The organism is Kribbella sp. NPDC050281, from assembly GCF_040655855.1.
Lineage (GTDB): Bacteria > Actinomycetota > Actinomycetes > Propionibacteriales > Kribbellaceae > Kribbella.
The window spans coordinates 252807-278361 of sequence record NZ_JBFAKS010000001.1 but is presented as its reverse complement, the minus strand read 5'-3'; the positions used below and the strand labels follow the sequence as shown (position 1 = coordinate 278361).

General features: G+C 68.7%; 25 protein-coding genes. 9 read left to right on the top strand and 16 right to left on the bottom strand.

Going from position 1 to position 25555, the window contains the following annotated elements; all coding sequences use genetic code 11:
• Nucleotides 1-154 precede the first annotated feature (154 nt).
• Nucleotides 155-1747, bottom strand: a complete 1593-nt coding sequence (locus tag AB0I34_RS01450) for a diacylglycerol kinase family protein (protein ID WP_360437514.1) — start codon at nucleotides 1745-1747, stop codon at nucleotides 155-157.
• Between the two features lie 94 nt (nucleotides 1748-1841).
• On the opposite strand from AB0I34_RS01450, the gene serS reads away from it, so the two are divergent.
• Together serS and AB0I34_RS01440 are read left to right on the top strand one after the other, a co-directional pair.
• Nucleotides 1842-3116 (top strand): serine--tRNA ligase, encoded by a 1275-nt coding sequence (gene serS, locus AB0I34_RS01445; RefSeq protein ID WP_360437511.1) that lies wholly within the window; start codon nucleotides 1842-1844, stop codon nucleotides 3114-3116.
• On the top strand, nucleotides 3113-3922 hold the full coding sequence (locus AB0I34_RS01440) for an HAD family hydrolase (protein ID WP_360437509.1): 810 nt from the start codon (nucleotides 3113-3115) through the stop codon (nucleotides 3920-3922). Before serS ends, AB0I34_RS01440 begins: the two co-directional genes overlap by 4 nt.
• 138 nt (nucleotides 3923-4060) lie before the next feature.
• Here the strand turns inward: AB0I34_RS01440 and AB0I34_RS01435 are convergent, their stop codons facing one another.
• A complete protein-coding gene (locus AB0I34_RS01435; protein ID WP_360437506.1) occupies nucleotides 4061-4570 on the bottom strand; it encodes a WhiB family transcriptional regulator in 510 nt (169 codons plus the stop codon).
• A 609-nt stretch (nucleotides 4571-5179) separates the two neighbouring features.
• Here AB0I34_RS01435 and AB0I34_RS01430 point away from each other — a divergent pair.
• On the top strand, nucleotides 5180-5992 hold the full coding sequence (locus AB0I34_RS01430; RefSeq protein WP_360437503.1) for an HAD family hydrolase: 813 nt from the start codon (nucleotides 5180-5182) through the stop codon (nucleotides 5990-5992).
• A 26-nt stretch (nucleotides 5993-6018) separates the two neighbouring features.
• Here AB0I34_RS01430 and AB0I34_RS01425 read toward each other — a convergent pair whose 3' ends face one another.
• The 6 genes from AB0I34_RS01425 to AB0I34_RS01400 form a co-directional block, all read right to left on the bottom strand.
• On the bottom strand, nucleotides 6019-6633 hold the full coding sequence (locus AB0I34_RS01425) for a bacterial proteasome activator family protein (protein ID WP_360437500.1): 615 nt from the start codon (nucleotides 6631-6633) through the stop codon (nucleotides 6019-6021).
• Between the two features lie 42 nt (nucleotides 6634-6675).
• On the bottom strand, nucleotides 6676-7206 hold the full coding sequence (locus AB0I34_RS01420) for a CGNR zinc finger domain-containing protein (RefSeq protein WP_360437497.1): 531 nt from the start codon (nucleotides 7204-7206) through the stop codon (nucleotides 6676-6678).
• A 179-nt stretch (nucleotides 7207-7385) separates the two neighbouring features.
• Complete coding sequence (locus tag AB0I34_RS01415; protein ID WP_360437494.1) at nucleotides 7386-10025, bottom strand: FtsX-like permease family protein; 2640 nt, start codon at nucleotides 10023-10025, stop codon at nucleotides 7386-7388.
• On the bottom strand, nucleotides 10025-10747 hold the full coding sequence (locus tag AB0I34_RS01410) for an ABC transporter ATP-binding protein (RefSeq protein WP_360437491.1): 723 nt from the start codon (nucleotides 10745-10747) through the stop codon (nucleotides 10025-10027). The genes AB0I34_RS01415 and AB0I34_RS01410 overlap by 1 nt, the downstream gene beginning before the upstream one ends.
• Nucleotides 10744-11337 (bottom strand): PadR family transcriptional regulator, encoded by a 594-nt coding sequence (locus AB0I34_RS01405; RefSeq protein WP_360437488.1) that lies wholly within the window; start codon nucleotides 11335-11337, stop codon nucleotides 10744-10746. The genes AB0I34_RS01410 and AB0I34_RS01405 overlap by 4 nt, the downstream gene beginning before the upstream one ends.
• 142 nt (nucleotides 11338-11479) lie before the next feature.
• Entirely contained in the window at nucleotides 11480-12052 is a 573-nt protein-coding gene (locus AB0I34_RS01400; protein ID WP_360437485.1) for a TetR family transcriptional regulator, read from the bottom strand.
• A gap of 73 nt (nucleotides 12053-12125) precedes the next feature.
• Here AB0I34_RS01400 and AB0I34_RS01395 point away from each other — a divergent pair, with 73 nt between their 5' ends.
• A complete protein-coding gene (locus AB0I34_RS01395) occupies nucleotides 12126-12542 on the top strand; it encodes a VOC family protein (protein WP_360437483.1) in 417 nt (138 codons plus the stop codon).
• 242 nt (nucleotides 12543-12784) lie between these two features.
• Here AB0I34_RS01395 and AB0I34_RS01390 read toward each other — a convergent pair whose 3' ends face one another.
• From AB0I34_RS01390 to AB0I34_RS01375, 4 genes are all read right to left on the bottom strand, one after another.
• Entirely contained in the window at nucleotides 12785-13762 is a 978-nt protein-coding gene (locus AB0I34_RS01390) for an NAD(P)H-quinone oxidoreductase (RefSeq protein ID WP_360437480.1), read from the bottom strand.
• A 71-nt stretch (nucleotides 13763-13833) separates the two neighbouring features.
• Nucleotides 13834-14724, bottom strand: a complete 891-nt coding sequence (locus tag AB0I34_RS01385; RefSeq protein WP_360437477.1) for an aminoglycoside phosphotransferase family protein — start codon at nucleotides 14722-14724, stop codon at nucleotides 13834-13836.
• A 32-nt stretch (nucleotides 14725-14756) separates the two neighbouring features.
• The gene (locus AB0I34_RS01380; protein ID WP_360437474.1) at nucleotides 14757-15296 is read right to left on the bottom strand and encodes a molybdenum cofactor guanylyltransferase; all 540 of its coding nucleotides are present in this window, start codon (nucleotides 15294-15296) and stop codon (nucleotides 14757-14759) included.
• Nucleotides 15297-15314: 18 nt separating this feature from the next.
• Complete coding sequence (locus AB0I34_RS01375; protein WP_360437471.1) at nucleotides 15315-15902, bottom strand: MerR family transcriptional regulator; 588 nt, start codon at nucleotides 15900-15902, stop codon at nucleotides 15315-15317.
• Between the two features lie 67 nt (nucleotides 15903-15969).
• On the opposite strand from AB0I34_RS01375, the gene AB0I34_RS01370 reads away from it, so the two are divergent.
• From AB0I34_RS01370 to AB0I34_RS01355, 4 genes are all read left to right on the top strand, one after another.
• Complete coding sequence (locus AB0I34_RS01370; protein WP_360437468.1) at nucleotides 15970-16761, top strand: carbon-nitrogen hydrolase family protein; 792 nt, start codon at nucleotides 15970-15972, stop codon at nucleotides 16759-16761.
• Between the two features lie 56 nt (nucleotides 16762-16817).
• On the top strand, nucleotides 16818-17837 hold the full coding sequence (gene cobC, locus AB0I34_RS01365) for an Rv2231c family pyridoxal phosphate-dependent protein CobC (protein WP_360437465.1): 1020 nt from the start codon (nucleotides 16818-16820) through the stop codon (nucleotides 17835-17837).
• Nucleotides 17838-18446: 609 nt separating this feature from the next.
• Nucleotides 18447-19691: a cupin domain-containing protein gene (locus AB0I34_RS01360; protein ID WP_360437462.1), complete on the top strand. Its 1245-nt coding sequence runs from the start codon at nucleotides 18447-18449 to the stop codon at nucleotides 19689-19691.
• A gap of 54 nt (nucleotides 19692-19745) precedes the next feature.
• Entirely contained in the window at nucleotides 19746-20648 is a 903-nt protein-coding gene (locus AB0I34_RS01355; protein WP_360437459.1) for a sucrase ferredoxin, read from the top strand.
• Here the strand turns inward: AB0I34_RS01355 and AB0I34_RS01350 are convergent.
• Nucleotides 20635-21546, bottom strand: coding sequence for a LysR family transcriptional regulator (locus AB0I34_RS01350; RefSeq protein ID WP_360437456.1), 912 nt, complete (start codon nucleotides 21544-21546; stop codon nucleotides 20635-20637). The two genes, AB0I34_RS01355 and AB0I34_RS01350, sit on opposite strands and share 14 nt — an antisense overlap.
• Before the next feature lie 83 nt (nucleotides 21547-21629).
• Here AB0I34_RS01350 and AB0I34_RS01345 point away from each other — a divergent pair, with 83 nt between their 5' ends.
• The gene (locus AB0I34_RS01345; RefSeq protein WP_360437453.1) at nucleotides 21630-22628 is read left to right on the top strand and encodes an EamA family transporter; all 999 of its coding nucleotides are present in this window, start codon (nucleotides 21630-21632) and stop codon (nucleotides 22626-22628) included.
• On the opposite strand, the gene AB0I34_RS01340 is transcribed toward AB0I34_RS01345, so the two are convergent.
• From AB0I34_RS01340 to AB0I34_RS01330, 3 genes are all read right to left on the bottom strand, one after another.
• On the bottom strand, nucleotides 22615-23217 hold the full coding sequence (locus AB0I34_RS01340) for a gamma carbonic anhydrase family protein (protein ID WP_360437450.1): 603 nt from the start codon (nucleotides 23215-23217) through the stop codon (nucleotides 22615-22617). The genes AB0I34_RS01345 and AB0I34_RS01340 overlap by 14 nt on opposite strands.
• A gap of 308 nt (nucleotides 23218-23525) precedes the next feature.
• Nucleotides 23526-24701 (bottom strand): IS481 family transposase, encoded by a 1176-nt coding sequence (locus AB0I34_RS01335; RefSeq protein WP_360438125.1) that lies wholly within the window; start codon nucleotides 24699-24701, stop codon nucleotides 23526-23528.
• Between the two features lie 245 nt (nucleotides 24702-24946).
• On the bottom strand, nucleotides 24947-25495 hold the full coding sequence (locus AB0I34_RS01330) for a hypothetical protein (protein ID WP_360437447.1): 549 nt from the start codon (nucleotides 25493-25495) through the stop codon (nucleotides 24947-24949).
• Nucleotides 25496-25555 lie beyond the last annotated feature (60 nt).

Here is a 25555-nt window from a genome sequence, read left to right as displayed (position 1 = left end):
TGACCCACCACCCTGTGGGTTGGCTAGCCGTACGCCGGTGGCCAACCCACACTCTCGTGGGTCAACCCACCGCGCGACGCGAGGTGGCGCGGGGCGGGGCGGGGTGAGGTGGCGCGGGGCGGGGCGGGGTGAGGTGGCGCGGGGCGGGGGCGCGTCAGCGGCGTTTCGGGACGCGGGCGAGCAGCGCGCCGGGCTCGATCTCGGCGGTCAGGGACCGGCCGGGGCCGATCGGATCGCCGTCCAGTTGCCGCTGTACGTCGACCGCCGCGGTGATCTCCACCTTCCGCCCGGTGAACCGCTCCAGGTACATGTCCGTCCGGTTCGTCCGCGTCATCAGCCGCCAGAGCACGATCGGCCACTGCGTCACCCGCCGCGGCGCGATCACCACCACGTCGAGCAGGCCGTCGTCCGGCCGGGCGTCCGGGAGCAGGGGGATGTTCGCCTGCAGCATGCCGACGTTACCGATCACCACCGTGCGCACCCGCCGCTCGATCGGCTCCTCGTCGTCGAGCGTGAGCTGCACCCGTACCGACGGGTGGTTGATGTTCTTCGCCGCCGACACCAGGTACGCCGTCCAGCCGATCTGCGCCTTCAGATGCGGCGGCGCGCCGGAGATGATCGCCGCGTCCAGCCCCAGCCCGGCCATCACCGCGAACCGGTCGGTGTCGAGTTCGTCACCGCGCACCTTGACCAGGTCGATCCGCCGCTCGCGGCCCTCCAGGATCCGCTCCAGCGCGTCGTCCAGGTCGAGCGGGATGTGCAGGTTCCGGGCCAGCAGGTTGCCGGTGCCGGCCGGGATCACCCCGACCGGGGTGCCGGTGTACGCCAGCGCCGCGCAGACCACCCGGACCGTCCCGTCGCCGCCGGCCACCAGGACCAGGTCGGACTCGTTCTCGATCGCTCGCTTGGCCATCGCGTTGCCGGCGTCGTCCACCCGCGTCTCCAGCCACAGCGGGTCGTCGAACCCGCGGACCGCCAGCGCCCGGGTCACCTTCCGGCGGAACGCCACCCCATCGCCGACCTTGATGGGGTTCACGATCACGGCGGCCCGCGGCGGGGTCGTCGTACTGTCGCCGTCCGACGGGGTACGACGCCTGCGTCGCCGGAGTCCGGGCCGCAGCCCGAAGCCGATCGAGGTGGCGGTCAGGATCGCCAGGCCGAGTGCCCAGCCGCCCAGGACGTCCGACACGAACTGCACGTTCAGCGCGATCCGATCCGCGGACGCGATCCACACCACCGCGATGACCGGCAGCAGCACCAGCAAGCGGAACCGTCGCCGCCACCCGCGCACCGAGGGCAGGACGACGCCGAGCGCGCCGGCCATCACGAACGCGGCGGTCGCGTGACCGGACACGTACGAGAAGCCTTCGGCCTCGGCCAGCATCGGCACCGGCCGGGGCCGCTCGACCAGCGCCCTGAACACCTGGACCAGCACCAGTTCGGCGACGGCGGAGGTCAGCAGCCAGACCGTGAGCAGGCGAGCCCGCCGGTGCCAGAGGTACGCCGCCACGACCACGAGGACTGCTCGCGAGGTCCATGGCAGAACCACCGCACCGACCACCTGCCAGACGTCGACCACGCTCTCGTGGGCGGCGCCGTACGCGGCGGCCCGGGCGGCCGTGGACTCGTCCCAGCGCAGCAGTGGCGGCCAGTGACCGGCCACCAGCAGGGTGATCACAGTGAACGGGAGCGCACCCAGGACGACCGTCAGCGCACGGCCGACGGTAGTGGGTGGATGGTGGCTCATGACCCGCTCAAATCCCCCTCGATGATCACCTGTTGCCACCACATCATCCCGAATAGACTTCGCCGGTTCTGACACGCCCCGATACCCTCGTCGTGTGATTGACGCGAAACTGCTCCGTGAGAACCCCGATATCGTGCGCGCGGCCCTGACCAAGCGCGGTGAGAGTGCTGACCTGGTCGACCAGATTCTGGTCGCCGACAGTGAGCGTCGATCGTCCATCTCCGCCTTCGAGGCGCTCCGGGCCGAGCAGAAGGGCCTCGGCAAGCAGGTCGCCCAGGCCAAGGGCGACGAGCGGGCCGCCCTGCTGGAGCGCACCAAGACCCTGGCCGCCGAGGTGAAGGCGAACGAGGCCGCCGCGAACGAGGCCGGGAACCGCTTCGACGAGCTCGCCCGCGCCCTGCCGAACCTGGTCTCCGACGAGGCCCCGGTCGGCGGCGAGGACGACTTCGTCCTGGTCGAGGAGGTTGGCAAGCCGCGCGACTTCGCCGCCGAGGGCTTCGAGCCCCGCGATCATCTCGAGCTGGGCGAACTGCTCGGCGCGATCGACATGGAACGCGGCGCGAAGATCTCCGGCTCGCGGTTCTACTTCCTCAAGGGCGCCGGCATGCTGCTCCAGCTCGGCATGCTGCAGCTGGCCATCCAGCAGGCGGTCGAGTACGGGTTCACCCCGATGATCACGCCGACGCTGGTCAAGCCGGAGGTGATGGGCGGCACCGGCTACCTGTCGGCGCACGACGACGTCTACCGGCTCGACGAGCCGGAGCTGTACCTGACCGGTACGTCGGAGGTCGCGCTGGCCGGGTACCACATGGACGAGATCCTCGACCTGTCCAACGGTCCGGTCCGGTACGCCGGCTGGTCGTCGTGCTACCGCAAGGAAGCCGGGTCGCACGGGAAGGACACCCGCGGGATCATCCGTGTCCACCAGTTCGACAAGGTCGAGATGTTCTCCTACTGCAGCCTGGACGAGGCCGCCGACGAGCACCAGCGGCTGCTCGGCTGGGAGAAGGAGATGCTCGACAAGATGGAACTGTGCTACCGGGTGATCGACACCGCGACCGGTGACCTCGGCATCTCGGCGTACCGGAAGTTCGACTGCGAGGCGTGGGTGCCGACACAGGGCCGGTACCGGGAGCTGACCTCGACGTCGAACTGCACCGACTTCCAGGCGCGCCGGCTGAACATCCGCCACCGCGACGCCGACGGCAAGACGCAGCCGGTCGCGACGCTGAACGGGACGCTGGCCACCACCCGCTGGATCGTCGCCATCCTGGAGACGCACCAGCTGGCCGACGGCTCGGTCCGGGTGCCGACCGCCCTGCGCCCATTCCTGGGTGGCCGTGAGGTCCTCGAACCGGTGGGCAGATGACAAACGGCCCGCGGCCCGTGGCCGCCGCGCCGACAGTAGTTGCTCTGGACATCGATGGGACGTTGATCGACCACGACGAACAGCTGTCCGAGGCGGTCGTCGATGCGGTCCGGCGGACGGCCGCCCAGGTTCCGGTGATCCTGGCGACCGGCCGGGCCTGGTCGACCACCCGTCCGGTGGCCGAGCGGTTCGGTCTGCCCACCGGCGGATTCGTTGTCTGTAGCAACGGTGCGCGCACACTCCAGTACCCGGACGGCCGCGTGGTGGACGAGCGGACTTTCGACCCGACGACGGTGATCGCGTCGGTGCGCAAGTACGCGCCGAACGCCCGGATGGCCGTCGAGGAGCACGATGGCAGCTACCTGGTCACCGCGCCGTTCCCGGACGGCGACCTCGGGATCGGCGCGAAGATCCGCGTCGTCGGCGCCGACGAGCTGGCGCCGGAGCCCGTGACCCGGTTGATCATCCGCGACCCGGAGCAGTCCGAGGCGGACTTCGTCCAGCTCGCCGAACGGCTCGGTCTGCACGGTGTCAGCTACTTCGTCGGCTGGACCGCGTGGCTCGACATCGCGCCGGAAGGCGTGGACAAGTCGACCGGGCTGAAGGTGGCGCTGGCGCAGCTCGGGCTGGAGCCGGACGGCCTGCTTGCCATCGGGGACGGACGCAACGACATCGAGATGCTGACGTACGCCGGCCGCGGGATCGCGATGGGGTCATCGCCGGACGAGGTGAAGGTGGCCGCCGACGAGGTGACCAAGTCGGTGCAGGACGACGGCGTCGCCGCGATCCTCAACCGCTGGTTCTGACCCTTTCGCCCAGCATCGAAAGGCTTGACAAGCGCAACTCGCTGCAAGCAACCGGAAGGCCCAGAAACCCTGTGTGCACAGGGTTCCCGGGCCTTCGCGTTCAGTGTCCGATCGTCCGCTGGCGGGCCGAAGATCGGATCAGGCGACTCGGCTGCCGCCGGTCCGGCGCGGCTGGAGCTGCTGGTCGACCACCGTGTCGAAGGCGTCGAGCACGGCGCTGACCTGCGGGCGCGGGCGCGGCGTCTTGGCGGCCGGGCTCTGGCCGCGGCGGGCGCGGCGCAGGTGGCGCTTGACCGTCGACAGCGAACATCCCAGCCGCATGGCCAGGGACTCCAGGCTGTCGTTGGGGTACTGCGTACGCAGCCGCAGTACCTCTTCGTGGCTGACCGGCCGGCGGGTGCCGCGGGCCCCGGCGAGCTGGTCGAAGTCGTCGGCCTGCACCTCGACGTCGAGCAGGTTCCGGATCGAACGGCGTTGTACAGCAGTGGTTCCGGCGACGAAACCGCTCACATCGTGTTCGGCAACTGCGCTGTACAAGCAGTCGGTGAACAGCGGGCACGAGGCACAGAGGGTCTTGGCCTCGCGGACGAGCTGTTCGTACCGCTCGCGGGTGCGGCGGGTGGCGGATGCGGGCGGCGGCTCTTCCATCAAGCGGTGCTGGAAGATGTCCGACCGGGCGATGCATCCGGTCGTTGCCCCTTCCGTGGTGGAAGATATGTCCACAGCCGCTCGGGCGCTAGTGCCCCCCGGCCCGGCTAGATTGGCGCTGTTGACGGTCATCGTGGCTCCCCAAGTCTTCAGGACCCGAATGAACGAGCGATGAATGCCGCCCGATCACGTGGATCCACTAACTGATGGACCGACGAACTGTTTGCCGATCCACCGTGTCGTCCCGTAAGGACGTACCGATCCATAACTGTTGACGCCGCCGCTGTGGTTTTGGTTGCAGCCAATTCCGCAACGGTTCCCGGCGTTTGTGTGTGCTTCAGGGTCGGTGGGCGGCATCAGTCGCGCTGATCCAGAACAGACGTACGACGCGGCCGAATCGCCCCCGGTTCCCCGCCAGACACCGCATGAAATCACGCGTCCTCGGGGCTGCGCAGGGGAACTTGCTGCCTTTGCAGCATCCTGCCGTAACGGTCTGGTGACGTTGTCAAAAGCTCAATCAGATTGGTCAGAAACCTCTGAAACCGGCGTCCATTCGCTTGCGCAGAACGCGGTCGGAGGAGTAATGAGGCCACCGGATACGGTGGTCGGGTGACGGCATCCCAGCATCTCCGCCTGCCCCGGCTGATCGCCACCGACCTCGACGGAACGCTGGCGCGCAGTGACGGAACGATCTCCGACCGGACCCGATCGGCGGTGCTCGCGGCACAGCAGGCCGGAAGTGTTTTCGTGATGGTCACCGCCCGGCCACCTCGCTGGCTGCACGACCTGTCCGACCTGGTCGGCGATCACGGAGTCGCAATAGTTGCCAACGGCGCCATTCTGTACGACGTCGTGCGGCGCAAGGCGATCCGGACCCGGTTGATCGATCCGGGCGTCGCACTCGAGGTGGCGCAGGCGATCCGGGCCGAGATTCCCGAAGTGGAGTTCGCGATTGAGCGATCGGACCGTTACGGACAGGAACCGAACTACGTGAATCGCTGGCCGGTGCCCGACGATGTACTCGTGGCGGCCGTCGAGGTGCTGCTGTCCGAGCCGGCCGCGAAGCTGCTCGTCCGTCATCCGAGCTGGCACTCCGACGAACTGCTCGCGCGGGTCGCGCCGGTGGTCGGCACTCGCGTCACCGCCAGCCACAGCGGCGGCACCAACCTGGTGGAGATCTCCGCGAACGGGGTGTCGAAGGCCGCGATGCTCGCCGATTTCGCTGCTGTGCAAGGGATTTCGGCGGCCGCGTCGATCGCTTTCGGTGACTCGCTCAACGATCTGCCGATGCTTGCGTGGGCCGGTACGTCGTACGGGGTGGCCAACGCGCATCCCGACGTACTGGCGGTGGTGGACAAGGTGTGCCCCGCAAACGACGAGGACGGCGTCGCCGCCGTCCTCGAAGAATTGTTCCGGTCTTGAGTTGTTTCACCCTTTGACACAAGGGACTACAGGTACATCCCGCCGCTGCCGGGGCCGTCGGTGCTGCCTGCCTGCGGTGCACCGGGGAAGCCGGGCGCCTCGTCGGCGGGAAGCTGCTGTCCGCCGGGCAGTGCGCGACGCATGCCCTCCAGCTGCTGCCGGGCTGCCATCTGCTGCGCGAACAAGGCGGTCTGGATGCCGTGGAACAGGCCCTCGAGCCAGCCGACCAGCTGGGCCTGCGCGATCCGCAGCTCGGCCTCGGTCGGCACGCTGTCGTCGGTGAAGTCGAGGCTGAGGCGCTCCAGCTCGTCGACCAGCTCCGGCGCCAGTCCGCTCTCGAGCTCCTTGATGGAGGCCTCGTGGATCGACTTCAGCCGTTGCCGGGATGCTTCGTCCAGCGGTGCGGACTTCACCTCCTCGAGCAGGTTGCGGATCATGTTCGCGACCCGCATCACCTTGGCCGGCTGCTCGACCAGTTCGGTCACCGACCGCGCTTCGTCGTGCTCGTCGTGGCCGCGGTCGCTGTCGGAGCGCGGCGGCCCCTCGACGGCCATGCCGTCCGGCCCGACGATCAGCACCTTGCCGTCCTCGGTCCGTGCCCCGGCCATCGGAACTTCCTGGCCCTCGCTGCTCTCGGTCATTTCCCCATCCTAGTGCTGGATGCCGAGGAGGCGCGGCGCTGCCTAGGACGTGCGGGCGCGGTGCCGGCGGACCGCGTCCCGGTTCGCGCAGGCGGGGCTGCAGTAGCGTTGCCGGCCGGTCCGCGACAGGTCGGCGTACACGTTTTCGCATCCGTCGGTTGCACAGCGTCCCAGGCGACTGATCCCGCGGCCCGCCAGGTGGAGCGCCGTACCCGTGCTGATCAGGGTCGCGACGAGGCGTCCGACCGGCACCTTGTCAGGCCGGTAGTGCACGTGCCAGCCGTCGCCGGCGTGGTTGGTGAGCCGCGGATGCTCGGTGTATTTGGCCAGCATCGCGTTGACCAGACCGACGCGACTCTGCTCGTCCGTCGCGTCCACGACCTCCAGCCACTCGTCCAGGGCGATCCGGACGGCGGCCAGGTCGGCGGCGGTGACGCGGCGCTCGCGAACCAGGCGGTTCTCGACACCGCTCTCCTCGCAGCGCTCGGCCAATTCCTCGGGGGTGGTCGCCGGCCGGATGACGAGGTTGACCGCCAGCAGGACCGCATCGGCGCCGTAAGGGTTGAGATGCATAATGGCATTACATCACGATGGACGCATGACGACCAGAATCGATGTCCATCGCCACCACTGGAGCGTGGTGTCCTCCCATCAGGTCAGCGACGGCCTGGTGGTCTACCAGCGGTGTGCTTGCGGCCGATGGAGGGTCACAAATACACCGCTGTCCCCCGTTTCCTGCCCCTAGCGCCGGGCTAGTCGATCCGGCTGACCATGGGGAGGCGCGAACGCGTCATCAGCCAGGCGAGCAATCCGGCGAACAGCGGTACGGCGATCACGATGCCGCCGAGTTCCGCCCAGGGCACCATGAAGTGCGGTGAACCGAACGCAGCGTGCGCCGTGTAGCCGTAGAGCGCGCCGACGCCGACACCCAGCACGCAGCCGAGCTGACCGAGCACCCAGGCCTGTGCTGCCGCCAGGTTCCGCCGTCGGCGCGGCTGTGCACCGATCGCGGCCAGCGTGGCGAGATCCGCTCGTCCTTCGGCAGCGGATAGCGACACCGAGATCGCGACGCCGAGCAGCGTCACCACAGTCGCGGCCCCGAGGATGCCGAGCAGGAAGAGCCGCGCGGGACTCTGGTAGCCACGCTCGACCTGCAGGATCTCGTCGCTGCCCAGGAACCTCGCGACTGCGCCCAGTTCGGCCTTGGTGGGCTCCCGGGTCAGCTCGTAGTGGACCTGGTACACCGAGATCTTGCCCAGCTTGCGCGCCGCGTCCTGGCTGATCAGGGCGCTCTGCTGCAGGTAGCTGACCCTTGGCGGCATACCGGCGTACGCCGCGACGAGGGTGCCGACGATCTGCTCCTGCCCGGACTCGCCTTCGCTGCTCAGCTCAGTCTTCTGTCCAGGACTGAGCGTGCCGAGCGGGAGGATCACCTTCCCGGCCCGCAGTTCCGCGGCGGCCTTGGCGCCGTACTCGCCGAAGCGGGCGATGTACGCCGGGTCGACCGCGAGCAGGCCGTACGACGTGGATCCCTCGGCCTGCCCGCTGGCGGCGTAGAGTTGCGGGATGTAGCCGTACTCGTTGGCCTTTGCCTCGGGCAACGAAACCGTGCCGAGTTCGTACTGGTGCCGGACCGGCAGCAGTGCACCGACGCGGTCGACCGTACTGCTGGAGTACTGCACCGAGTCCGTACCGCCGGTGTCGAAGCGGATCGATGCGTCGCCGAAGTGTGCGTCCGCCGTGTAGGTCTTCGCCTCGGCCGCGATCGCGTTGGATCCTGCGAAGGCGACTGCCGCTGTTCCAGCCACGGCCATCATGATCGCGGCCGTCGCCGGACCAGTACGGTGCCGGTGCCTGGCGGCGTCCCGGACCGCGAGCCGTGCGCTGAGCGGTAGCACGCGTGCGAGCCGCGAGAACTTCCCGACCAGACTCGGCAGCATCCAAACCAGTGCGGCGATGGTCGCGGTGATCCCCAGCAGCACCAGAGCGATCGGACCGGTTGGTGTGACCGTGGCCCGGTACGGGTCCTCCGGTGTCACGGCTCGCTGCGCTTCCTGCAACGCCGCCGCGATCAGGGCACTGCCGATGAACACGCACGCGACACCTGCCACCAGCAGCACGACCGCAGTCTTCCGGATCCGCGCTTGCTTCGCACTCACGGCGAACCGGCCGGCGAGCGCGGACACGGGCGACTGCCGGCTAGCACTCCGCGCCGGTACAACGGCCGCCGCCAGTCCCGCTACCAGGCCGAGCAGTGCGATCAGTCCGACGTTCAGCCACGGGACCTGCCAGGCAGTGAACACCGCTCCGGTCAGCTTCTCCCACAGCGGTTTGCCGGCGAGGACCAGCACGGCCGCGGTGACGAGTCCGCCAACCACACCGACCAGACCGGCGAACAGTCCTTGCATCAGTACGATCCGCCGGATGTCGCGCGGAGTACCGCCGGTCGCCATCACCAGTCCGAGTTCCCTGGTCTGCCGGCGGGCTCCGACGGCGAACGCCGTACCTGCGAGAAGGACGATCTCGAGCACACCGAAGCCGATGATCAGGGCCATCGCGGCATAGGGGCCGATGTCCGTGCTGCCCGTGCCGTAGGGGTTCGGCGGCGGGTCGGCGATGTTTGCTCTCGGCAACAACAGCATGCCGTGGTCGATGAGCTGTGGCACGAGCGTGTCCGGGTCGGCACCGGCGGGCAGCTTGACCAGGTAGTTCACGGAGATGGTCGGATCAGGCGTGGTCAGCCCGGTGTCGGGGGTTGCGAAGATCGTCTCGGCGCCCTGGAGCGCCATCCTGCGTGCGATCCCGACCACGGTGTAGTTCTGACCGCTCGCACTCACCACCATGCCGGTCGGGCCGCTGATACCGAGGCGGTCGGCGAGGGCCGGCGAGATCGCGATCTCGTCCCCGGTCGCGGGCAGCCGGCCTTGATCGACCTTCACGGTGCCCTGGGTCAGCGGGCTCTTGCCGTCGCCGGTGACCACGCTGACGGAGGTCTTCGAGTCGCGGCCGTGGATCTCCGCGGTGCCGCTGTCGGTGAACTGGCGGGCCAGCGTGGTCCCAGGCGGCAGCAGTGGCAGTGGATCGAACCTGCCAGGCGTGCGGACCGGTTCCTCGGCACCAGCGGCCGGCGGCGGCTCGCCCATCTCCAGCAAGGGCGAGCCCGGCAGCTTTGTGAGCTTGGCGTACTGAGTCACGGTGAGTTGCGCATCGGCCTGACCGACGGTGACCTTGGCGAGGGTTTCGCCTTCCGGGCTGGACGTCTTGAAGATCACGCCCATCCAGGTTGCCGCGAGCACCGGCAGGCCGATCAGCGCCGCGACCAGGAACGTCCGGCCGAGCGACTTCCTGGCAGTACGGCGGGCGATGCGCAACGGAGGGCGCCAGCCGCCCATCAGTGGCTCTCCTGCAGCAGCGCGTCGGCGTCGGACAGCGGACCGGACTGGCCTACCAGCACGCCATCGCGCAGGTAAACGACGCGGTCGGCCCAGGCGGCGTGGCGGGCGTCGTGGGTGACCAGGACGCCGGCGATGCCGTGCTGGTCGCAGCGGTCACGGAGGAGTTGGAGGACCGCTTCGCCGGTCTCGGAGTCCAAAGCGCCGGTGGGTTCGTCGGCGAGCAGGAGGCGGCGTTCGCCGACGATCGCGCGGGCGATCGCGACGCGCTGGCGCTGGCCACCGGACATGTCGTCGGGAAATCGGTCGGCCAGGTCACCGATGGCCACCTCCGCGAGGGCTGCTTCGGCGTACTTGTGGGCAGTGCGGGAGCGGGTGCCGTCGAGTTCGAGCGGGAGAGCGACGTTCTCGGCGGCGGTGAGGGCGGGGATCAGGTTGAAGTCCTGGAAGACGTAGCCGATCCGGCGGCGGCGCAGGGCGGCGACGGCGTTGCGGCTCAGGGTGGCGAGATCGTTGCCGTCGACAAGGACTTCGCCGGAGGTGGGTTGGTCGAGGCCACCGGCGCACGTGAGCAGCGACGACTTGCCGGAGCCGGACGGACCCATGACCGCGACGAGTTCCCCGGCCGGCACGGCCAGGTCGACACCGCGCAGTGCGTGGACGGCCTGCTCGCCCTGGCCGTGGGTTCTGGTGAGATTCCGGATGTCGAGAATGACGTTCATTTCTTGGCCCCCGTGTGGTGTTCCTGTTGGCCCGGTACGTCGGTGGTGTTCGGCTTCGCGGCCCGCGCCGTACCGGCGGCCTTGTGGCGTAACAGCATCGCCTCGCAGTGGTCGAGCCAGCGGATCTCCGCCTCGGCGCCGAAGATCATCGACTCCAGCACCAGCAGCCAGGAGATCTCACCGCCGCCGCGCTTCAGCCGCGTCAGCTCCTGCAGCGACTGCATGGTCGACATGCGTTGCCGCTGGACGACCGCACTGACGTCCACGCCCGGCACCGAGAGTGCGAGCGCCAGCTTGATGGCCAGTTCGTCGCGTGGCCGCGACTCCCTTGTCACTGGGGTCTCGAACCACTTGGCCAGCTCGGCCTGACCGGCATCGGTGATCTCGTACATCGACCGGCCGTCCGCCTCGGTCTCGCCGGACGCGGCGCGGACGAGCCCGTCGCGCTCCAGCCGGGTGAGGGTCGTGTAGACCTGCCCGATGTTCAGCGGCCAGGTCGCACCGGTCGCCGCTTCGAACTCCCCGCGCAACTGGTACCCGTACTTCGGCCCCTCGCGGAGCAGGGCCAGCAAACCGTGCTTGATCGACATGGATACTGAGTATGCATACTCGGTATCCTCCGGTCAACCGACCGGTCCCGCCGACTGGCTGGCTCGTCGGAGCGGCGCGCTCTCAGTCCGCCGAATGGCCAGGAGTGGCGCGGTCAGTCCGCGTCGGCTTGGAGTGGCGCGCTCAGTCCGCGCGGACCAGGCGGCGGACTAGTCGGGTGGTGACGGCGTCGACGTCGTACGGGCGGCCTGTTCCCGGGGTCAGGTGGTCGAGTGCGAGGCCGTCGATGGCGAAGTGGAGGAGGCGGACCTCCTCGGCGCCGCCGGGCAGTCCAGCGTTGACATGGAACGAGACGTCGGCGTCGAAGCCCTGCCTCAGCGTGCGGGACAGGATCTCGTGCAGTCCTGGCCGGCGGGCTGCTTCGAGGCGGAGTTCGAACAGGGCCAGCGTGAGTTCGGGTCGGCCGAGGAGGCGCTCGACGATGTACCGGACGTAGTCGACGACCAGGTCGATCGTCGGCTCGCGGTTCGCCAGCGGTTCGAGCACAGCTTCGTCCGGCGCGAGCCGCTCGAAGATCCGCTCGCCGAGGGCGCCGAGCAAGGCATCACGGGTCCGGAAGTAGTTGGACGCCGTACCGGCGGGGAGTCCGGCCGCGGCGTCGACGGCTCGGTGGGTCAGGCCGCGGGCGCCGGCCTCGGCGAGGACGGCGAGGCCTGCGTCGGCGAGCTGAGTACGGCGTTCCGGGTTCCGGGGCATGGTTGACAGGTTAGCAGGTATCCACTACAACTGTCGTACATAACAACAACAACTGTAGTAGTCAGGAGAGCGTATGCAACCCGCGGCATTCGGCGCGACCGTGGTCACCGACCGTCCGGCGGAGGTCGCCGCCTTCTATCAGCAGTACTTCGACCTGCAGATCGCGATCGACCTCGGCTGGTTCATCACCGTGCGCCGGGGTGAGGCGGACTGGGAGCTTGCCATCTGTCAGCGCGGCCATGCGACGGTCCCGGCGGCCGTGTCCGCTCGGACCGAGAGCACGAATGTCTTCGGGTTTGTCGTCGACGACGCCGACAAGGTTGCCGCTGCGCTCACAGAGGCGGGCGTTCCGCTCGAGACGCAGCCGGTCACCGAGGTCTTCGGCCAGCGTCACTTCTTCGTGCGCGACCCCGCCGGGACCTGGCTCGATGTGATCCAGCTGGTCGCCCCCGACCCGCAGTGGCTGGCCGCCAACCTCCCGACCACCTAACCCACCACGGCGACCGACCACGCCTGGTGGGTTAGCCACGCAGATGGTGGGTTAGCTAGCGGCTGGCCGTGGGCCAACCCACCGTCCGATGGGTCAGCCAGACAGATTGTGGGTTAGCTAGCGGGTTGCCGTGGGCCAACCCACTGTCCGATGGGTCGGCCAGGCAGGTTGTGGGTTAGCTAGCGGCTGGCCGTGGGCCAACCCACCCTCCGATGGGTCAGCCAGGCAGGTGGGGAGTGGGGTCAGGTGGTGAGGAGGATCTTGCCGAGTTGGGCGGAGTCTTCGAGGTCCTGGTGGGCTTGGGCCACCTGCGCCAGGGGATACGTGGTGTGGATGATCGGGCGCACCTTCTTCTCGGCGATCAATGGCCAGACGTGGCCGACGACGTCCGCGATGATGCGGCCCTTGTCGGCGACCGAGCGGGGACGGAGACCGGCGGCCATGATTTGGGCACGGCGGCTCATCAGGCGGCCCAGGTCGAGCTCACCCTTTGCTCCGCCCTGCATGCCGATCACTACGAGGCGACCGTCGTACGCGAGGGACTTCACGTTGTCGGTCAGGTACTTCGCGCCGATGATGTCGAGGATGACGTCCGCGCCGGCGCCCGCCGTCGCTTCCTTCACTACCGACGCCCACTCGGCTTCCTTGTAATTGATCGCGACGTCCGCGCCGAGCCGGGTGCAGAACTCCATCTTGTCCACGCTGCCGACCGTGGTCAGTACGCGCGCGCCGTGCGCCACCCCGAGCTGGATCGCCATCGTGCCGATGCCGGACGCGCCGCCATGGACGAGCAGCGTCTCGCCGTCCTTCAGGTGCGCGGTCATGAACACGTTGGACCACACCGTCGCGACCACCTCGGGCAGTGCGGCCGCGCTGATCAGGTCGAGCCCGTCGGGAATCGGCATCACCTGCGGCGCCGGTACGACGACCTTCTCGGCGTACCCGCCACCCGCGAGCAACGCACAGCACTCGTCGCCGAAAGACCAGCCCTCGACCTCGGACCCGACCTCGGAGATCGTCCCGGACACCTCGAGCCCGATCGTCCCGGGTGCGCCTGGCGGCGGTGGATAGAACCCCTGCCGCTGCAGCAGGTCGGCCCGGTTCACGCCCGCGGCGACGACGTCGATCACGACCTCGTCGACGGCCGGAGTCGGATCCGGAATCTCGCCAACCGTCAGAACCTCGATCCCGCCCGCACCTTCACACACGACAGCTCGCATGCCCCACACCGTACCCGCGCAACCACCCCAACCCCCGCCCCCATCCGCATCCAGCCCTTCGGGTGGGGCTGTCAGTTGTTGATGAGTTCGGCGAGGTCGGCGGCGATGCTGTTGAGGTGAGTGGGTTCGCCTATTGAGGCGAACCAGTCCCATAGCTCGAGCGAGTGGTAGACGCGATACAGCAGCACGCGTTCCTGCCAGTCATCCGGCAGCGGGCCGTACCCGTCGACCAGGCCGGCGAGCTTGTCCGCGTTGTCGTGGATCGAGTACGACACGGTCTTCGCGAGATCGATCAACGGATCGGCAGCGATCGCGTTCTCCACGTCGATGAATCCCGTCACCCGCCAAGTCACCGGATCCACAAGCACGTTGCCCTCGTGGAAATCGTTGTGGCACAACGTCGCCGCCTGGTTCGCCGCGAACAGTCCGGACCGCTCGTCGACGTACCCGCGGATCTTCTGCCGCAACGCCGCATCCCCGCCAAGCTGCTCGAACTCCCCGAGCTTCTTGGCGAACTGACGCCGCATGTACTGATCGTTGTCCGGCAACGGATCAAGGATCCGGTCGGTCAAATACCCGTACTCCGGCTGCGGAATCCGATGCACCCGCGCCACCAACCGTCCGAGCTGCTCGTACGTCGCCCGCCAGTCCAGTGGCTTCAGCTCCGACAGTGGTACGCCGTCCAGCTTGGTCAGCACCGTGAATGCGTCCAACTCTCCGGCTGGCTCGGCGTGCACGACACGCGGGATCGACCCGTCGAGCTCCGCGGCGAGCAGACCGTACACATGTACTTCCTTGGCCTGTTTCCACGCCCACTCGGGTGCGTAGACCTTGACGATCACCGGATCGTCGTCGGTCCGCCGTACCTCGAAGACCGTGCTCAGTTGTCCGCCGGTTCGCTGGACAACCTCGGCGATCTGACTGTCCGGGCAAGCTCTCGCGACCATCGCAGCAACATCCACAGCCTCACAGTAGAAGTGCTGTCGAACGGGTTTCAGTCGTCGAAGTCAGCCCAGGTGTCGACGTCGTCGCCGGCCCGAGTCGGGTCGGACCACACCAGGTCCAGGTCGGCCACCAACCGCCGTACCGACTTGTCCCGCGGATCGCCGATCCGCCGGATCGCCTCGGCCAACGCGGTACGCCGGTACGCCGTCGCGAGCTGCTGCCCACGCCCGTCGGTATCCCTGAGCCCGTGGCCGTCATGGTCCCCGAGACCGTCGACGAGACGCGCGACGTCGGCCTTCGTCAGCCACGGCAAGTCACAGCTCAGCACCACGACGACAGCAGCGGAACCGTGGGCGAGTCCGGCCGCGATCCCTGCCACCGGGCCGCCCGACGGTGGATCCTCGACCGTCCAGCCAACCTCTCGGCAGGTCGTGCGGACCGGGCCGACCACCACGGTCGACACGGCGGCGTCAGTTGCCGTCAGCACCCGGTCCAGCAGCGTCGCGCCGTCGAGCACCAGCATCGCCTTGTCCACTCCACCGAACCGGGTCGAACCACCCCCAGCGAGCACCAGCGCGTCGAAGTCCACGGAAGCAGTGTCGCCGGGTCAGTCCTTCGGCATCAACTCCTCCCGGTTCCTCCGCAGTACCTCGCGCTCCTCGGGCGTCAGCGCGGCCATCGCCTTCTTCCGCTCCTCGGCCAATGCCTCCAACTCGGCAGCGGTCAGGTCGGCCACCGCTCGGAGCCGGCTCTGCGCCAGCTCCTGGAATTCCTCGCGTGTCAGTGCACGGGACATCGCAGTCATCACCTCGATCAGTTCCAGAAGTGCCTGGGCCGACGGCTCGTCGGCCCGCTCCAATCCACCGAGGACACCGAGCAGCTTGCGTTTCACCTCGGACGCGGCGGCGAGCTGCTCCTCGACGACCTCGAGCTGTTTGCGGATCAGCTCCCGCGGATCCGTCAGTTCCCCGTCGAGGATCTGCCCCACCTCGGCGAGCGTCAGCCCGAACCCGCGCAGCGCGACCACCCGGTGCAGGCGGCGGACGTCGTCGGCGTCGTACCGACGGTGTCCGGACGCGCTCCGATCGCTCGGACACAGCAGGCCGATCTCGTCGTAGTGATGCAGGGTGCGGACGCTGAGGCCGGTGACTTCCGCCAGTTCGCCGACCCGCCAGGTCCTCTCGTCGGTGTCCATGTCGTCGACCGTAGGTCCTCACGTGGCGTGAGGTTCAAGTCCGGATCATCTGCGGCACCATGGAGGGGTGAAGATCGCCGTGGTGCAGACCGCCAGCAGCTACGACAAGGCCGCCAACCGCGACCTGGTGACGCGCGTCGTCGCCGATGCGGCGCGGGACCAGCCGGACCTGATCGTCCTGCCCGAGGCGATCATGGCCGACTTCGCCGTCGAGGGCGGATCGGTCGCGGAGGCCGCCGAGGCGCTCGACGGCGAGTTCGTGGACACACTGCGCAAGTGCGCGCTGGAGCACGGCGTGGCGATCGTCGCAGGGATGTTCGAGCGCAGCTGCGACCAGCACCGGCCGTACAACACGCTCCTGGCGGTAGGCGCCGACGGCTCGCTGCTAGGCGCCTACCGGAAGATCCACCTGTACGACGCCTTCGGCTACAAGGAGTCGGACCAGCTGACTCCCGGCGATGTCGCACCGGTCGTGGTGAAGGTCGCTGGGCGCTCGCTGGGCCTGATGACGTGCTACGACCTGCGCTTTCCCGAGCTGTCCCGCGCACTGGTCGACGCCGGCGCGGAGGTTCTCGTCGTACCGGCCGCGTGGGTTCGCGGACCGCTCAAGGAGCACCACTGGACCACTCTGCTCACGGCCAGGGCTGTGGAAAACACCTGCTACGTGGCAGCCGCAGCCCAGAACGGCAAGAAGTACTGCGGCCTCAGCCAGGTCATCGACCCGCAGGGCATCGCACTCACCGCAGTGGGCGAGGCAGACGGGTACGCGGTGGCTGAGGTGTCCGCCGACCGCTTGACCGACGTGCGGCGGCGCAACCCGTCGCTGCTGAACCGTCGCTACACCGTCAGCCCCCGCTGACGCCCGGTGCGCGGACTGCCCGGCCGGAATCGCTGCGAGCGGGTTAGCCTCCTGGGGTGGCGGATGGGTTCGATCTGGATCATCACGGGGACCTCGAGGTCGGGGACGGGCTCGTGGACCTCGCAGTCAACGTGCGGACCGGCACTCCGCCCGCCTGGCTGGTCGAGGAGATCACAGCCAGCCTGAGCGACCTGGCGGCGTACCCGAGACAGGACGCAGCGGTGGCAGCGGTCGCCGCGCGGCACTGTGTCTCGCCTGACCGGGTGCTGCTCACCGCAGGGGCCGCAGAGGCGTTCGTACTGATCGCTCGGGCGTTCCGGCCGCGACATGCGGTCGTCGTTCATCCGCAGTTCACCGAGCCGGAGGCCGCGCTGCGGTCGGCCGGGCACGTGGTCGACCGGGTCGTCCTACGGCCGGAGGACGGGTTCGTCCTGGACCCGCGCGCGGTCCCTGCCGACGCTGACCTCGTCGTCATCGGCAATCCGACCAACCCGACGTCCGTACTGCACCGCGCCGACGACCTGCGGGAGCTGGCCCGGCCGGACCGGATCCTGGTGGTCGACGAGGCGTTCATGGACGCCGTACCGGGCGAGCCGGAGTCGCTGGCGGGCGCCTCGATCCCCGGTCTGGTCGTGATTCGCAGCCTGACCAAGACGTGGGGACTCGCCGGCCTGCGGGTCGGCTATGTACTTGCAGCGGCCGGCTTGGTCGAACAACTGGCCGCTGTGCAGCCACACTGGCCGGTGTCCACTCCTGCTCTCGCCGCGGCTATTGCCTGCAGCAACGAGCGTGCCGTCGCCGAAGCGGCTCAGGCCGCGCTGGACATCGACCGGCAACGTGTTCATCTGCTTGACAGTCTCGGTCCGGTTCCGACGTACGGCGTGCCGCGTGGACCGTTCGTCCTGGTGCATGTCGAGGGAGGCGCCGTACTGCGGGAATCCCTGCGAGACCGTGGATTCGCGGTCCGTCGGGGTGACACGTTCCCAGGCCTCGGACCGGACTGGGTGCGCATCGCCGTCCGGCCGGAGGACGTCACCGACGCCTTCGCGAAGGTGTGGCGCGACCTCACGACCTGACCCCCGTTCGGAGCCGTGCGGCGTTCGCCGTCGAACCGATTCGTCGCTGTAACCCGCGAGGGGTTTAGTCCACCTGCACTTTGCGCACAGGATGGTCGCAGAGTGCCCTGCTCGCCCCGCCGGCACTCGTCTGGTCATTCGCGAAGGGAGCAGCACAATGGGTCTGAACGACGACGACATGACGACTTCGTCCGAAGGTGGCGAAGGTCTGGCGGACGGTGGCGCGACCGTAGGTGGGACGGATGGCGGTGCCGACGGCGGCGCGGATGGTGGTGCCGGAGGCGCTGAAGGACCGGCGGACGGCGGTGCGACGGCTGGCATGAGTGACGGGGGTGCGGATGGTGGCGCGGGCGGCGCCGAAGGGCCGGCGGACGGTGGAGCATCGTCTGGCGTGAGTGACGGCGGTGCGGACGGCGGCGCGGACGGTGGCGCTGGTGGCGGCGAGGAACCGGCGGACGGCGGAGCCTCACCTGGCATGAGTGATGGTGGAGCTGACGGCGGCGCGGATAGTGGTGCTGGAGGTGGCGAGGGTCCGGCGGACGGCGGTGCCGATTCCAACGCGACCGACGGTGGTGCCGACGGCGGAGCCAGTGGAGGTTCTGGAAGTTGGTGACGACGGTGCCGGGAGCCGGTTCGCAGCCTGACGAGCGTCCGGCTCTCCGGCGCTGTGTGGCAGGTGATCTGGACGAGTTCGCGACCTCCTACTGGGGTTCGCGGGCTCTGCTGTCCCACGGCCCGGACCTGCCCGCGCCGTACGACGACCTGTTCAGCCTGGAGGCTGCGGACGAGCTGCTGTCGCGCCGCGGCCTCCGCACGCCGTTCCTGCGGATCGCCAAGAACGGTGCGGTCGTCGGCGACGGACAGTTCACCGGGTCGGGCGGTGCCGGAGCGGAGATCGCCGACCAGGTCCGCGACGACAAAGTCGCTGCGCTGTTCGCGAGCGGCCACACCGTCGTACTGCAGGCCCTGCACCGCACCTGGCCGGCTCTGGTCGACTTCTCCACCCAACTGTCGGTCGACGCTGGTCACCCGGTGCAGATCAACGCGTACATCACCCCTGCCGAGTCACAGGGGTTCTCCGCGCACTACGACGTCCATGATGTGTTCGTGCTGCAGGTGGCGGGCGAGAAGCACTGGACTGTCCATGAGCCGGTGCATGTGGACCCACTCCGCGACCAGCCGTGGACGGACCACTCCCAAGCGGTCGCAGCTGCGGCTCGTGACAAGGCACCGGTCGTTGATGAGGTGCTGAGGCCCGGTGACGCGCTGTATGTACCGCGGGGGTTCCTGCACTCGGCCAAGGCTCTGGGCGGAGTCAGTGCGCATCTGACGGTCGGACTGCACACCATGACTCGCTACCTGCTCGTGCAGGAGCTTGCCGCAGCTGCCGCGAACGAGCCATCGCTGCGCGGTGCTCTGCCTCTCGGATTCGATCCGGGCGACCCGGAGCAACTCAGAGCAGTCCTGCCCGAGGTGGCGGACCTCTTCGCTCAGCAGATCCGATCGACGACTCCAGAGGACCTGGCTGCCCGGCTCCGGCGCCGTACCTGGTCTGCCAACCGCCCCGCGCCACTCGGACCCTTGGCGCACGCCGCCTCCATCGCCTCGTTGGGCGTGGGTACGACGGTCCGCCTCCGGACCGGTCTGCGCTGCCGGGTCGTCGTCGGGGACCCGGTCGTGCTGCAACTGCCAGACCGGACGATCACGCTACCGGCAGTCACCGGCGATGCTGTCGTGCAACTGTGCGCGGGGAGCGACCACAAGGTTGGCGACCTGCCCGGTCTCGACGAGGCCGACCAGCTCGTCCTCGTCCGCCGCCTCCTCACCGAAGCCGTCCTCATCGCCGACGCGTAAACTACAGCCGGTAGTTGCGGAGGGCAACGGTGACGTGGGGTGAGCATGGCTGGCGTGGTGATTGACCGTCGCTACCGGGCCGACACGGGCTGTGCGGCGATGGCGGACCGCCGTGGCGACTCGCTGGTCGCGACCGCGCCACCCGCGGAGCGCTGGCTGCTGATCGAATCCCGTGTCGCTTGGTCGCGGGACGCTCTGACCGCACTCCAGCCCGAGGGATTGGGTGCGGAGGTCGCGCGGCTCTGCCGGCAGCTGGGGTACCGGCCCGCGCTGATCAGACGCTACGGACGGTTGGACCGATCGGCTCCGCGCCGGTACGCACTGGCCGACTGCCGGCCGCGGCGCGAGTCGGTCCGGTGGGGCGAGCTTCCGTCAGATGAGCATCTGCTGCACGTCCTGCGCGGCGACGCTGAACCAGGACCGGTCAGTCGTGAGCCGCTGTACCTCGTCTGCACGCACGGACGGCACGACGCGTGTTGCGCCGTACGTGGCCGGCCGGTTGCGGCTGCGCTGGCCGGCGCGTATCCGGAGCGGACGTGGGAGTGCAGCCACGTCGGAGGTGACCGGTTCGCCGCGAACGTCGTCGTACTGCCGCAGGGGTTGTTCTACGGACATGTTCCGGTTGCTCGCGCGGTCGAACTCGCCAAGCATCACGACGAAGGGCGGGTGGTGCCGGATCTGCTGCGTGGATCGGGTGCGTTCGTCCCACCGGTCCAGGCCGCGCAACACTTCGCTCGAGCGGCAGGGCACTCACTACTCGTCCATGAGCTTCGTCCCAGAGCTGTTCGTGAACTGGCCGGCCATCACTGGCAGGTGGATCTCGCGTTGCCCGACGCCGATCTGCTCACCGTCGAGGTGTCGGCACATCTCGACACGGTCGACGCCAAGCTGACGTGTGCGGGCACCGCGCCGGCCACGGTCCGCCGCTTCCAGTTGCACAGCATCACGTCCAGCTGACCGCGTCCGGCGCTCGCCGCTGCTGCTCGAGCAGTCCTCGGACCAACGCCAGTGGAGCCCATCCGCCTCGGCCGCGGCGGGTGAGTGTGTACGTGCGGAACATCGGCACCGGATCGCGCAACCGGCGTACCGAGATGCCAGGGGCCTTCAGGCTGCCGGTCGGCAGCAATGCGACGCCAAGGCCCGCGACGATCATGTCCCGGACCAGCGGGAGGCTGTCGGCGCGGTGCGTGATGCGTGGCTCGAAGCCCGCCAGCGAGGCGATCGCGCGCACGACCTGTTCGTCCCCGGCGTGGCGGGAGTTCACGATCCAGTCGCTGTCCGCGAACACAGCGGCCACCTCCGCCGCCGTTCCCGAGGTACGCCGGGAGCGAGAGGGCACGCCGAGTCCCCACGTCGCCTGCCATAGCCGGGTGATCTCGAGGCCAGGGTCGACATTCGCAGGTGCCAGGTTGTAGTCGTAGCTCACTGCCAGGTCGACCTGATCACGCTCGAGCAGCGTCAGCGCCTCGGGCGGCTCCTGCTCCTGGATCTCCAGCCGTACGTCGGGATGCGCGGAGGCGAGCCGCTGGACGACGGGCAGCACTGTGTCCCGGATCGCGGTGTGGAACGCGGCCACGCGAACCGTTCCAGCCGGTTTCGCCGAGGGATCGAGGTCAGCACGGGCTGCCTCGACCGCGGCGACGATGTCCACCGCGTGCCCGGCCAATCGCTGCCCGGCCGGGGTGAGCCGGACGCGGCGTCCGTCGGGCTCCAGCAGCGGCGTGCCGACCTCGTGGGCGAGCGCGGCGATCTGCTGGGAGACCGTCGAGGTGGTCACACCGAGGGTCTCCGCGACGGCTCGCATGGACCCCAGCCGGGACAACGCCAGCAGGAGCTCGAGACGTCGTACATCCATGCCTACATTGTTCAGTGATCCCGAACGGTATGTCCATGATTCTCACGTGGACGCGAACGGACTCCCGAGCTTCACTGGAGTGCATGAGCACCCGTGAGAGCCGCACCGGCGTGGCGTTCGCCGTCATGTCGATGAGCTGCGTCCAGCTCGGCCTCTCCGTATCGGTCAGCCTGTTCGACCGCCTCGGCCCCGAGGGCGCGGCGTGGCTGCGGTTGTCCTTCGCGGCCGTGATCGTGCTGGTCCTGTTCCGTCCCCGCCTCCGCTCGTTCGATCGCCGCTCCCTCCTCGCTGCCGTCGGCTTGGGGATCGCAACTGCCGGCGTGACGCTTCTCTTCATGGCAGCGGCCGCCCGGATCCCGCTCGGCGTGGCCAGCGCCCTGGAGTTCCTCGGCCCGCTGAGCGTCGCCGTCGTACGCAACGCGCGGCAACCCTCCGCGGTCCGCATCCCTGGCCTGCGCGGCCTCGGGGGACGGCGGGCCGGGCTGGTGTGGCCCGCACTGGCGTTCGTCGGGGTGATGCTGCTGACCCAGCCGTGGCGGTTCGTCGGCGGCTCGGCGTCGTCGGCGCATGGCTCGGCTGGGGGTGTGCCGGTCGGCGGGTCGCTGGATGTGCTCGGCGTCTTATTCGCACTGGGCGCAGCGGTCTGCTGGGCGGCGTACATCCTGCTCACCCAGCACGTGGGCGACAACGTCTCCGGCCTTCAGGGGTTGGGCGTGTCGATCCCGGTCGCTGCCGTGGTCGCGACAGTCGTTGCCGGGCCGAGCACGATCCCGCTGATGACCTGGGATCTGGTTGCCATCGGCTTCGGCTTGGCCCTCCTGCTCCCGGTCATCCCGTTCACCCTGGAGTACTTGGCCCTGCGCCGCCTCGACGCAGGCGTGTTCGGCACCCTCATGAGTCTGGAACCAGCGCTGGCCCTCCTCGTCGGTTGGCTCATCCTTCATCAGATGCCGGGTCTGCTCCCCGTCTTCGGCATCGCCTTCGTCGTCCTGGCCGGCATGGGCGCAGAGCGCACCTCCGCGCCCCACCGCCCGAGCCGACCACAGTCGACCGAACAGCCGGGCGTACTCAGTCCGGGCTAGGTAGCTCCCGGTCCGACTGGTGGCTGCCGTAGAAGGTCGACTGGCGGCTCATGATGTCGCGCATCGGCGTTCCGCGGGGGACGTTGTAGACGGTGCCGGGGAAGTCCAGGTCGCGCTGGATGGGCCAGAACTCTTCGTGCCGATCGGGGGCGAAGAGTTGGGCCGGGTCGCCGACGGCGATCCATCCGATCGGGAGGACCGTGCCGGGTTCCAGGCGCGAGTTCACGTGCAGCACGCTGTTGATCCGGAGTTCCGCGCCCGCGCCGGCGACAGAACCGGGGAACAACGCGGCGCCCGTGGCGATGAAGACCTCGTCCTCGACCGTGGCGCCGTTGACGTGTGCATGGGGACCTACCAGGACCGCGTCGCCGAGCAGAGTGGGATGACTCGCCCGGCCGCGCACCAGGGCGTTCTCCATCACCACGCTGTTCGCACCGACCTGAATCTCACCGTTCTCCGCGGTCAGTACGGCACCGTGCAGGACTCTGCTGCCCTCGCTCAGAACGACGGCGCCACAGAGGACTGCGGATGGTGCGACATAAGCGGATTCGGGCACGACCGGTCGTCGGCCGCGGTGTTCGAGCAGCATCGCGCGCTGTCCCTCCGTTGAGCATCACCTGTCCTTCGTGAGCCTGTACCCGATCGTGTGCGGATCTCCACAGCCCGGGCCCTCACTACCCGGGCGGCGGTGTCCGGAGAGCCGGTCCACATCGGAGGTGGGAGGTTCGGCCGGCCGGACGTCCGGGGTGGAGAACCGCGAACTGGGAAAACATTAGAACAGATGTTCGATTGCCTGCAACTGCTGTGCGTCAGACCTTTGTGATGTCTCAAGACATAGGTGACGGTTCTGGATCAGGACATCGGTGACACTGGATGTGTCAGGACATCGGTGACGATTCAGGGATCTTGGCGTGGACCGCTGGGGCGGCCGTTGCCGACGTATCTGACTCCGGGTGCGGGTCTGGTGTGCTCGATGAGGATTTCGCCGTCGAGGTCGGCGACGGTGATCTTGTTGCCGGCGGTGATGACGAGGACCTGCTGGAAGCCTCGTCGCCCGTCGACCATGTACTGGACCTTGTCGAGCATGAAGACGCCGTTGCTGGCCAGTTTCTTGATGACGGTGCCGTCGGGCAGGTCGGTGGGCACCGGTGTCCGGGTGGGTCGGGGCGGGCTGGCGGGGCGGCGGATCAGGTCGCGGGTGGGGCGAGGTGGCTCGGTCTTCGCGGTGGCCTGCCAGGCGGTCAGGGGTGTGACGCGGCCGGGCAGTCCTTGATGGGGTCGCTGGGTGTTGTAGATGTGGTCGAAGGTGTCGACCTGGGCCTGCAGTTGGGCCAGGTCGGTGGCCAGCGGCTGTTTGTCGAGGTAGCGGAACAGGGTCTGGTGGAAGCGCTCGTTCCTGCCCTGAGTGGTCGGTTTGTAGGGCTTGCCGGTGATCGGCTCCACGCCCAGGGCCATCAGGTGAACGACGAACCGGCCCAGGAGTCCGCGCCGCGACGGGTTGAGCGCGGACCCGTTGTCCGACAGCAGCCGTTGGGGCACGCCGTGGGCGGCCACGGCCTTGTCGAACACAGCGATCGCGGCCTCGGAGGTCTCGCTCCACGCGACGTGGGAGGCGAGCGCGTAGCGGGAGTGGTCGTCGATGAGCTGGAAGATCACGCATCTGCGCCCGCGGGTGAGCACGTACTCGGTGGCGTCGAGTTGCCAGCAGGCGTTCGGGGCCGGATACACGAACCGGCGCCACGCCGCCCTCGGCTTCTTCCTCGGTTCCAGCCGGGCCACTCCGGCCTCGCGGAAGATCCGGGCCAGCGACGCGATCGAAGGCACCACCTCCAGGCCCATCGCGTGCATCTTGTCGTGCACGCTGATCGGACCGCAGTCCAGCCCGGACTGCTCGAGTGCAGCCCGGACCCCGATCGCCTGCTGTCTGACCTCATCGGCCAGCCTCGACGGGCTCGACTTCGGCCGCCGCGACCTCGGCTCCAACGCCGCCGCCGGCCCGTCGGTGAGACTGCGCCGCCGGATCTCGTAGAACGTCTTACGCGAGATGCCGTGCTCGGCACAAAAGGACGTCACCGCCCCACGCGGCGCATCAACCGGCCACTGCGTGATCGCGAGACGGACACGAGGATCAACAAACTCGTTCTTCGACACCGGCGCAGTCGACCGGCCCCAGGTATCACCGACCCCGCCGACTCACCGAAGTGTCACCACCAACACCCCCGAAAGCGTCACCGATGTCTCGATGAAGAACCGTCACCGATGTCCTGAGACATAACATGTGCGTCAGACCTTCGACGCGAGACAACAACCGGGCTCGCTCAACTCTCCGTGGCGGGTCGGAGCAGGTCCTGGTATGGCTCGGGGTCGCCTACCGTGGTTGCTCCGGTCCCGCGCCGTACGAACTCGCGTCCGGCCGGCCAGCGCGTCACGAACTGGTCGCCGGTGGCTTCGACGTACCGGACGAAGGTGACGTCGGAGATGTCCACCGCGAACAGGTGGAACTGCCCCGGCACAGGTCGCCAGCCCAGGCTGGCCGCCACCTCCTCGGCGTACTGGCGCTGCACCGACTCGTCGTCCTCGCCGCGCGCTTGTCCACGGACCTTGAACTCGCCCTCGCTGCCGTCGCGACTGGTGATGACGCTGTGCACGAGGACACGTGGATCACGGCCGAGATCCTTCGCCTTGGTCGAGCCCCACATCATCGACAACCAGAGATCCCCGGCCATGATCCACGGCTCCACCGGGCTGATGCGTGGCGTGCCGTCGCGCCGGACGGTCCCGACGAGTACGACGCCCGGCCCGAGCAGCCGGTCACGCCCCAGCTCAGCCAACCGCGGCTGATTCGACTCCAGCTCTGTCCACCGCATGACTCTCCTCTCCTCGAGGAACACCTACCTGTCTGGCCTATCACCGGCCACCGACAGGTA

Coding starts and splice junctions, on each gene's coding strand:
- AB0I34_RS01450 (WP_360437514.1), bottom strand. CDS start 1,747: ATGAGCCACCATCCACCCACTACCGTCGGCCGTGCGCTGACGGTCGTC.
- AB0I34_RS01440 (WP_360437509.1), top strand. CDS start 3,113: ATGACAAACGGCCCGCGGCCCGTGGCCGCCGCGCCGACAGTAGTTGCT.
- AB0I34_RS01435 (WP_360437506.1), bottom strand. CDS start 4,570: ATGGAAGAGCCGCCGCCCGCATCCGCCACCCGCCGCACCCGCGAGCGG.
- AB0I34_RS01425 (WP_360437500.1), bottom strand. CDS start 6,633: ATGACCGAGAGCAGCGAGGGCCAGGAAGTTCCGATGGCCGGGGCACGG.
- AB0I34_RS01420 (WP_360437497.1), bottom strand. CDS start 7,206: ATGCATCTCAACCCTTACGGCGCCGATGCGGTCCTGCTGGCGGTCAAC.
- AB0I34_RS01415 (WP_360437494.1), bottom strand. CDS start 10,025: ATGGGCGGCTGGCGCCCTCCGTTGCGCATCGCCCGCCGTACTGCCAGG.
- AB0I34_RS01410 (WP_360437491.1), bottom strand. CDS start 10,747: ATGAACGTCATTCTCGACATCCGGAATCTCACCAGAACCCACGGCCAG.
- AB0I34_RS01405 (WP_360437488.1), bottom strand. CDS start 11,337: ATGTCGATCAAGCACGGTTTGCTGGCCCTGCTCCGCGAGGGGCCGAAG.
- AB0I34_RS01400 (WP_360437485.1), bottom strand. CDS start 12,052: ATGCCCCGGAACCCGGAACGCCGTACTCAGCTCGCCGACGCAGGCCTC.
- AB0I34_RS01395 (WP_360437483.1), top strand. CDS start 12,126: ATGCAACCCGCGGCATTCGGCGCGACCGTGGTCACCGACCGTCCGGCG.
- AB0I34_RS01390 (WP_360437480.1), bottom strand. CDS start 13,762: ATGCGAGCTGTCGTGTGTGAAGGTGCGGGCGGGATCGAGGTTCTGACG.
- AB0I34_RS01375 (WP_360437471.1), bottom strand. CDS start 15,902: ATGGACACCGACGAGAGGACCTGGCGGGTCGGCGAACTGGCGGAAGTC.
- AB0I34_RS01350 (WP_360437456.1), bottom strand. CDS start 21,546: ATGGATGTACGACGTCTCGAGCTCCTGCTGGCGTTGTCCCGGCTGGGG.
- AB0I34_RS01345 (WP_360437453.1), top strand. CDS start 21,630: ATGAGCACCCGTGAGAGCCGCACCGGCGTGGCGTTCGCCGTCATGTCG.
- AB0I34_RS01340 (WP_360437450.1), bottom strand. CDS start 23,217: ATGCTGCTCGAACACCGCGGCCGACGACCGGTCGTGCCCGAATCCGCT.
- AB0I34_RS01330 (WP_360437447.1), bottom strand. CDS start 25,495: ATGCGGTGGACAGAGCTGGAGTCGAATCAGCCGCGGTTGGCTGAGCTG.